The sequence below is a fragment of the Methylobacterium trifolii genome, assembly GCF_022179685.1.
Lineage (GTDB): Bacteria > Pseudomonadota > Alphaproteobacteria > Rhizobiales > Beijerinckiaceae > Methylobacterium > Methylobacterium trifolii.
Window position 1 is genome coordinate 1 of record NZ_BPRB01000166.1, and the last position, 7635, is coordinate 7635.

Below are 7635 nucleotides of genomic sequence, written 5' to 3' on the forward strand. Positions count from 1 at the left end.
TTCACTTGTCAAAGAACGCAACCGCTTGTGACGGTTCTCAACCTTCAAGAGTCGAAGCACCATACCCCGGCAATCGCCGAGCTAAACCGCTCATCCTGTCGAGAAGGTCCCCGTCGCAGAATGCTTTGGCATTCAAGAGACAGGGAAGCGACCGGGCCACTTCCGCGGCCGGTGCCGATGAGCCGGGGTATACGGACGGCCATCCGGGCCGTCAACACCGAAAGTGACGACCCCACGAAATTTCCGCGACACCCCGATGACAACCGCCCTGCCCGCGAGGCCTCCGACCGATGCCTGCCCCCGGCCAGGTGGTTCCCTCGAAACACGAAGCTCGCGCCTCAATCTCGACATGCTGCCCTTCGACATGGTCTTGGTATGGCTTGAAGCGCGTTGTGGTGCCCGCGATGCCCTCGCACGAGGCGCGCGTACGGGCCCACCGCATGCCCAGGCCGCCTTCCGCCAAGGAACCTTCGTGAAGCGCGACCGCCTCAAGATCGGTGAGACCGACACGACGACGCGGGCGCCCCGGCTCCAGGCGCACGGCGTGCAGCCGGCCCTCGACCTTCTCGGTTCGGACGCCGCGCGCATCGACCGTCGTGCGGTGAACCTGCGCTGGCTCTGCGCCAGCGCGTTGACGGGGGTCACGGGCGCAGCCCTGATCGGAGCAGCCCTCCATGTCTCCCTCCAAGGCGAGGCGTCCTACGCTGCCATCCCCGAGAAGGTGACGGTGGCGGCCCGGCCGCAGCCGAGCGAGAATGGCGCCAACCTCGCGCGCAAGGGCGACCGGCTAGTGCGCAACCTGATGATCGCCTCGGCCAAGCAGAGTTTTCGCGCACCCGTGACGGTCCGGCTCGGCGACCGGGAGATCATCAAGGCCAAGCCCTTCGTGCGGATCACGACCGCGCTCTCGATGTCGACCGGCGTCTTTGCCGGAGACATCCCAAAATTTGATCCCATGAAGTTCGTGTCCGACGAGCCGGCCGAGCGCGCACCCGACCCCGGCACCGCCGACGCGCCGGGCGCCGAGGTCAGCGTCGTCAAGCGCGACCTCAGTGAGGCCGTCATCGAATCGAACGCCCCTGCCCTCGGCGACGACGCCGTGACGGCGCAGGTGGAGGAGGAGCGGCGCATCGCGGCCGAAGCTGGCCGGCGCACCGCCATCCCGATCGCGCCGCAGATCATGCTGTCGCGTACCCTCCAGCAGGGACCGGGCACTGCGGACCCTGCCACTCTCCCGAAGGACGGTAATCCGTTCAAGTCGATCGAGGTGCTCGTCGTCCCCGAGAACGTCACCCGGCTCGCCAAGGTCGAGCTTCGGGCCAACGAAACGCCGCTGATCGAAGAACGGGACCTGGCGCTCAAGCGCGGCGACAGCCTGGAGGGCGTGCTCAAGGCCACGGGCTTTTCCAACGACGAGCAGGTCCGCGGCGTCGTCACGGCGCTCGGTGGAAAGGCGCGCACGGCCGCCCTCACCGAAGGCCAGCAGCTTCGGGTGCAGATCGCCCCCGGCGCTAAGCCCGGCGATCCGCGCCAGGTCTCCCGCGTCGTGCTCTACGGCGAGGCCGGCATCGCCGGGATCGCCGCGATCAACGACCGGGGCGCCTTCGTCTCGGTGGCGCCCCCGCCCGAGGACGCGCCCTCGCGCAAGCCCCAGGCCGCGGCGGAGAACGGCGAGGACGACGAGGAGGATGGCGGCTCGGGGCCCCGGCTCTACCAGAGCCTCTACGAGACGGCCGCCCGGCACGACCTGCCGCGCGCCACCGTCGAGGACATCGTACGGGTCTTCAGCTACGACCTCGACTTCCAGCGCCGGATCTCCAGCGGCGATGGCCTCGACGTGTTCTACACCTTCGACGAGGACGCTGGCGCCGGTGCCTCCGACCGCCCGGACCTGCTCTACGCTTCGCTCAACCTCGGGGGCGAGAGCCGCAAGGTCTACCGCTTCCAATCCCCCGACGACGGCTCGATCGACTACCTCGACGACCAGGGGCGTTCCCTCAAGAAGTTCCTGATCCGCAAGCCGATCGCGGACGGCATCATGCGCTCCGGCTTCGGCTACCGGCGCCACCCGGTGCTCGGCTACGCCAAGCTCCACACCGGTGTCGACTGGGCCAACCCCATCGGCACGCCGATCGTGGCTGCGGGCAACGGTACGGTCATCAAGGCCGAGTGGGATTCCGGCTACGGCCGCCGCGTCGAGATCCAGCACATCAACGGCTACGTCACCACCTACAACCACATGTCTCGGTTCGGCCGGGGCATCTCCGCGGGCACGCGGGTGCGGCAGGGACAGGTGATCGGCTATGTCGGCTCGACCGGCCTCTCGACCGGGGCGCACCTCCATTACGAGGTCATCATCAACGGGCACTTCGTCGACCCGATGAAGATCCGCGTGCCGCGCGGGCGCGAGCTCGACGGCCGGCTGCTGGCCGAGTTCAAGCGCCAGCGGGAGCAGATCGATGCCGTGATGCAGAAATCGAAGAGCGCCACCGCGATGGCCCAACGCGACGCCGCGATCCGCTGATCGTCCGAGGATCAGGAGAACCCCAGCCTCGCCCGGATTTCGGCCGGACTCGTGCCTTGCGCCCGGAGGTCGGCCAACGCGATCGAGCCCCTGGATTTGGCGAGCTTCTCGCCGTTCGCGTCGCGGATCAGCCCGTGATGGTGGTAGCGCGGGCTCGGTAACCCGAAAAGCCGTTGCAGCAGGACGTGCAGGTCGGTGGCCGCTTCCAGGTCGAGCCCGCGCACCACGTGGGTGACGCCCTGCTCCGCATCGTCGAGGACCACGGCCAGGTGGTAGCTGGTGGCACCGTCGCGGCGGCCGATCATCGCGTCGCCCCAACGGACCGGGTCGGCGGAGACGCTGCGCTCCTCGAAATCGGGGTCGAAGGCGCGGTAGGCGTAGGCGCCCGGTGCGGCGCTCACCGCACGGGCCATGTCGAGGCGCCAGCCATGGGGCTTGCCGCCTGCCAGCCGCGTCGCCCGCTCGGCCTCAGGCATCTGCCGGCAGGTGCCGGGATAGAGGGGTGTCCCGTCCGGATCGACCGCGGCCGACCCGCTCGTCGTCGCGGTCCGGGCGCGGATGGCGCTGCGCGAACAGAAGCAGGGATAGGCGAGGCCTCGCGCGGCCAGCGCTCCGAGCTTTGCGCGATAAGTCTCCATGTGCCGGGATTGGCGGCGCACGGGCGCTGCGAAGCGCAGGCCGAGCCAGGCGAGATCCGACAGGATCGCCTCGATCAGTTCGGGTCGGGAGCGGACCGGGTCGATGTCCTCGATCCGCAGGAGCAGGCGGCCAATGGTCCGCACGGCGAGGTCGGCGTTGAGGAGCGCCGAGTAGGCGTGGCCGAGATGGAGCCGCCCGTTCGGGCTCGGTGCGAAGCGGAAGACCGGCGTCGCGGGACCGCTCACCCCTCGACGCGGCGCAGACACGTCGGGGCGGCCGGCGTGCAGGCGATGCCGGGCAGCGAGCAGGCTGGTCCTTCCGGGAGGCGCCGGCAGACGTGACAGCCGTCGCTCCATTCGAGGCAGGCCGCATCGCTTGCGGGCGAGAGAGCCGCCGGCTCGTGCGTCGGCCGGCCCGGCAGCAGGGCGCCGAGCAGCACGGTGAAGCCGACGAGGGCGACGATGCCTAGGCCTGCGTTGCGCCCGCTCGTGTCGGTCGAGGCCGGTTCGGGGGAGGAAACCATGGGGCCTGTGTTCGCGTGCGGGGCGGCATGCTGTCAACGCGTGGGGCGCAGTGCGGAGCGGCGCGAGCCCCCTCCCCTGCCGGGCGCTACCAGCTTCCGGTGTTCTCCATCGAGGCCCACGGCTCCTGCGGCGGCTTGGCGCCGCCCTTCTGGAGGATCTCGATGGAGATGCCGTCCGGCGACTTCACGAAGGCCATGTAGCCGTCGCGGGGCGGCCGGTTGATGGTCACGCCTGCGTCCTTCAGCCTGGCGCAGAAGGCGTAGATGTCGTCGACCTGATAGGCGAGGTGCCCGAAGTTGCGGCCGCCCGAGTAGGTCTCCGGGTCCCAGTTGTAGGTCAGCTCCACCAGCGGCGACTTCTCCGCCTCGGCCCGCCCGACATCGCCGGGGGCGGCGAGGAAGACCAGGGTGAAGCGGCCCTTCTCGTTCTCCACCCGCCGCACCTCCTTGAGGCCGAAGGTGTCGACGTAGAAGGCGAGCGACCGGTCGAGGTCGGCCACCCGGACCATCGTGTGCAGGTATTCCATGTGTCCCATTCGACTCCGCTGACACCGGGCTATCTGGGAGCGCGTCCGGCCCGGTCAACCGACTCGCTGCGGCCGGCACGCGCATTGCGCCCGCCCGCGCGGGGGACCAGAACGGCCGGGACACGCCGCAGCGATCCCCGGAAGACCCGATGCGCACCGAGACGCCTCCTCTGATCCGCCTGGAAGACTACCGCCCGAGCGACTTCCTGATCGACCGGGTCGATCTCCACGTGCGGCTCCACCCGACCGCCACCCGGATCATCGCAATTCTTGCGATGCGGCCCAACCCTGCCGGAGACACCGCGGCGTCGCTCCACCTCGACGGCGACGAGCTGACCCTCGTGGCGCTCGACCTCGACGGGGAACCGCTGGCCCCCGAGGCCTACGCCGCCACGCCTGCCGGCCTCACCCTCATGCGACCGCCCAGGCGGCCTTTCGTGCTGCGGATCGAGACGGAGGTGGACCCGAGCGCCAACACCAAGCTGATGGGCCTCTATCGCTCCAGCGCTGTCTACTGCACCCAATGCGAGGCGGACGGCTTCCGCCGGATCACCTACTTCCTCGACCGGCCGGACGTGCTCTCCGTCTACACCACGCGGATCGAGGCGGATCGCGACGAGGCGCCGGTGCTGCTCGGCAACGGCAACCCGGTCGAGGCCGGCGCCCTCGGTGCCGGCCGGCACTATGCCGTCTGGCACGATCCGCACCCCAAGCCCGCCTACCTGTTCGCCCTGGTCGCCGGCCGCCTCGGGCACGTCGCCAAGCCCTTCACCACGATGGAGGGCCGTGCCGTTACCCTCGCCGTCTACGTCGAGCCCGGCAAGGAGGCGCGCGCGGCCTATGCGCTGGATGCGGTGGAGCGCGCCATGCGCTGGGACGAGACGGCCTTCGGGCGGGCCTACGACCTCGACGTGTTCAACGTCGTGGCCGTCTCCGACTTCAACATGGGGGCCATGGAGAACAAGGGCCTCAACATCTTCAACGACAAGTACGTGCTCGCCTCCCCCGAGACCGCGACCGATGCCGATTACGCGGCCATCGAAGCGATCATCGCGCACGAGTATTTTCACAACTGGTCGGGCAACCGCGTCACCTGCCGGGACTGGTTCCAGCTCTGCCTCAAGGAGGGGCTGACCGTCTTCCGGGACCAGGAATTCTCCTCGGACATGCGCTCGCGGCCGGTCCACCGCATCGCGGAGGTGCGGGCGCTGCGGGCGCGCCAGTTCCCGGAGGACGAAGGCCCCCTGCGCCACCCGGTGCGGCCAGCGGCCTATGCCGAGATCAACAACTTCTACACGGCGACCGTCTACGAGAAGGGCGCCGAGATCGTGCGGATGCTGCGGACCCTGCTCGGCCCCGCCGTCTTCCGGGCGGGCATGAACCGCTATTTCGCCGACAATGACGGCCGGGCCGCCACCGTCGAGGATTTTCTGGCTGCCTTCGCCACTGAGAGCGGGCGCGACCTCACCGCCTTCGCCCGCTGGTACGAGCGGCCGGGGACGCCGCGGTTGTCCGTCGAGACCGTCTACGATGTGGGCGCGCAAAGCTGCACGCTCACCCTCCGCCAGAGCCTCGACGGGGATGGGCCCCCGCTCGTGATCCCGGTGGCGCTCGGCCTCGTCGGCGCCTCCGGCCCCTTGGACGCGACCTGTCCGCAGGTGGAGGACGACGTCTTCGTGCTCGACGGTGAGTCCGCGACGCTCCGGTTCGACGGCGTGGCGGAGCAACCCGTGCCCTCGCTCCTGCGTGGCTTCTCCGCCCCTGTCCGCCTGGACATTTCGCTTGGCGACGCCGACCGTCTGATCCTGCTGCGGCATGATACCGATCCGTTCAACCGCTGGCAGGCGGCTCAAGGCATTGCGATGCGGCTGCTGCTCGACGGTGCCGGCAGCAGCGAGGCCGCGACCGCGTTCGGAGTGGCGCTCGGCGCCTTCCTCGACGCCGAGGGACTGGCCGACCCGGCCTTCGCTGCCCTCGTCCTCGGCCTGCCGAGCGAGAGCGAGGTCGCCAACGAGATGGCCGGCGGGGTCGATCCCGACGCGATCCACCGGGCGCGCACCGACCTGCGGCGCAGCCTCGGCCGGACCCTACGCGGCCGCCTCGAAACCTTGGACGCGGCGCTGGGTGCCGACTTGGCGGCCTATAGCCCCGACGCGGCCTCCGCGGGACGCCGTGCCTTGCGCAACGCCGCCCTGGATCTGATGGCAACGGCCGACCCGGCACGGGGCGCCATACGAGCGGGCGAGCGTCTCGATACGGCGACCAACATGACGGACCGCCTCGCGGCGCTGTCGGTCCTGGCACAGCTTCCCGGCGCGGACCGCGAGGCTGGCTTCGACGCCTTCGGCAGGCGCTTCGCGGAGGAACCGCTCGTCCTCGACAAGTGGTTCGCCATCCAGGCCACGATCCCCGAAGACGGCACCTTGGCGCGGATCGAGGCGCTGCGCCGCCACCCCGCCTTCGCGATGACCAATCCGAATCGCGTCCGCGCGCTCATCGGCAGCCTCGCCTTCGGCAACCCCACTCAGTTCGCACGGGCGGACGGTGCCGGCTTCGCGCTGGTCGGGGAGACCGTCGAGGCCCTCGACCGCACCAACCCGCAGCTCGCGGCCAAGCTGCTGACCGCCTTCGGACCTTGGAAAAAATGGGAAACGAACCGCGCCGCCGCGGCCGCCGAAATACTCAACCGGATCAAAGCGATCCCTGGCCTGTCCAGGGACGTCGCCGACATCGCAGCGCGCGTCGCCGATCGCCGCTAAACGATTCTCCGGCAAAGGATTTTTCGATTCGAGCGCCGGACTCGACGGCGACGGAGAGTCAAGTCGATGGCGGAAAAACCCGTGGACAAATCACCTTAAAAAATGGTCAAGTGAATGCAGATTCGGGGACGGCCTCGCCGCCACCTCGAGCGCTCAGCATCATCACGGGGTACGGCCATGCCGGAGGCGGATTCCGCTTCCCTCTCCGCGCGTGCGGATACGATTCTGGGCATCTCCTGGCCGGCTCCGGGCAGGCATGCCCGTCTCGGCCGGATCGAGGCGGGTCTGCGCTACGCCGTCCCCGCCCTGCTTGCGGTGTTCCTGGCCTGCTTCGTGGGCGTCGCCGGATTGCATCTCCAGAACCAGCGCGACGAAATCCTCCGGGGCGCCGTCGCTGAACTGGAAAGCTTCACCCGCCTCGCCGCGGCTGCCCTGCCGGGGATCGCCCAGACCGAAGGCGCGGCGCCTCAGGGCCTCCACACCCTCCTCTCGGATACCGCCGCCCAGGCCGGGCGGCGTATCCTGCTGGTTTCGCGCAGCGAGCAGATCCTGGCGGCCCATCCACCTCTCCCCTCCAGCATCGAGACGCTGGCGCAGGTCCTGGGTGAATCGGAGGCCCTCTCGACCCTGGGCGAGCAAGCCGGCGCGATGACCCTGACGCTG

5 protein-coding genes and 1 pseudogene are annotated in these 7635 nt (G+C 69.6%); 3 read left to right on the forward strand and 3 right to left on the reverse strand.

Annotated elements, in window-relative coordinates; all coding sequences use genetic code 11:
• Window positions 1-472 precede the first annotated feature (472 nt).
• On the forward strand, window positions 473-2524 hold the full coding sequence (locus COGEMETH_RS15025) for a M23 family metallopeptidase (RefSeq protein ID WP_238183414.1): 2052 nt from the start codon (window positions 473-475) through the stop codon (window positions 2522-2524).
• A gap of 11 nt (window positions 2525-2535) precedes the next feature.
• On the opposite strand, the gene gluQRS is transcribed toward COGEMETH_RS15025, so the two are convergent.
• From gluQRS to COGEMETH_RS15040, 3 genes are all read right to left on the reverse strand, one after another.
• On the reverse strand, window positions 2536-3408 hold the full coding sequence (gene gluQRS, locus COGEMETH_RS15030; protein WP_238183415.1) for a tRNA glutamyl-Q(34) synthetase GluQRS: 873 nt from the start codon (window positions 3406-3408) through the stop codon (window positions 2536-2538).
• On the reverse strand, window positions 3405-3686 hold the full coding sequence (locus COGEMETH_RS15035; protein WP_238183416.1) for a hypothetical protein: 282 nt from the start codon (window positions 3684-3686) through the stop codon (window positions 3405-3407). The genes gluQRS and COGEMETH_RS15035 overlap by 4 nt, the downstream gene beginning before the upstream one ends.
• Window positions 3687-3772: 86 nt before the next feature.
• The gene (locus COGEMETH_RS15040; RefSeq protein WP_238183417.1) at window positions 3773-4213 is read right to left on the reverse strand and encodes a VOC family protein; all 441 of its coding nucleotides are present in this window, start codon (window positions 4211-4213) and stop codon (window positions 3773-3775) included.
• A 149-nt stretch (window positions 4214-4362) separates the two neighbouring features.
• Between COGEMETH_RS15040 and pepN the strand changes: the two genes are divergently transcribed.
• Window positions 4363-6972, forward strand: coding sequence for an aminopeptidase N (gene pepN, locus COGEMETH_RS15045; RefSeq protein WP_238183418.1), 2610 nt, complete (start codon window positions 4363-4365; stop codon window positions 6970-6972).
• A 177-nt stretch (window positions 6973-7149) separates the two neighbouring features.
• Window positions 7150-7635 (forward strand): annotated as a pseudogene (locus COGEMETH_RS15050) (PAS domain-containing sensor histidine kinase); the annotation flags it as partial.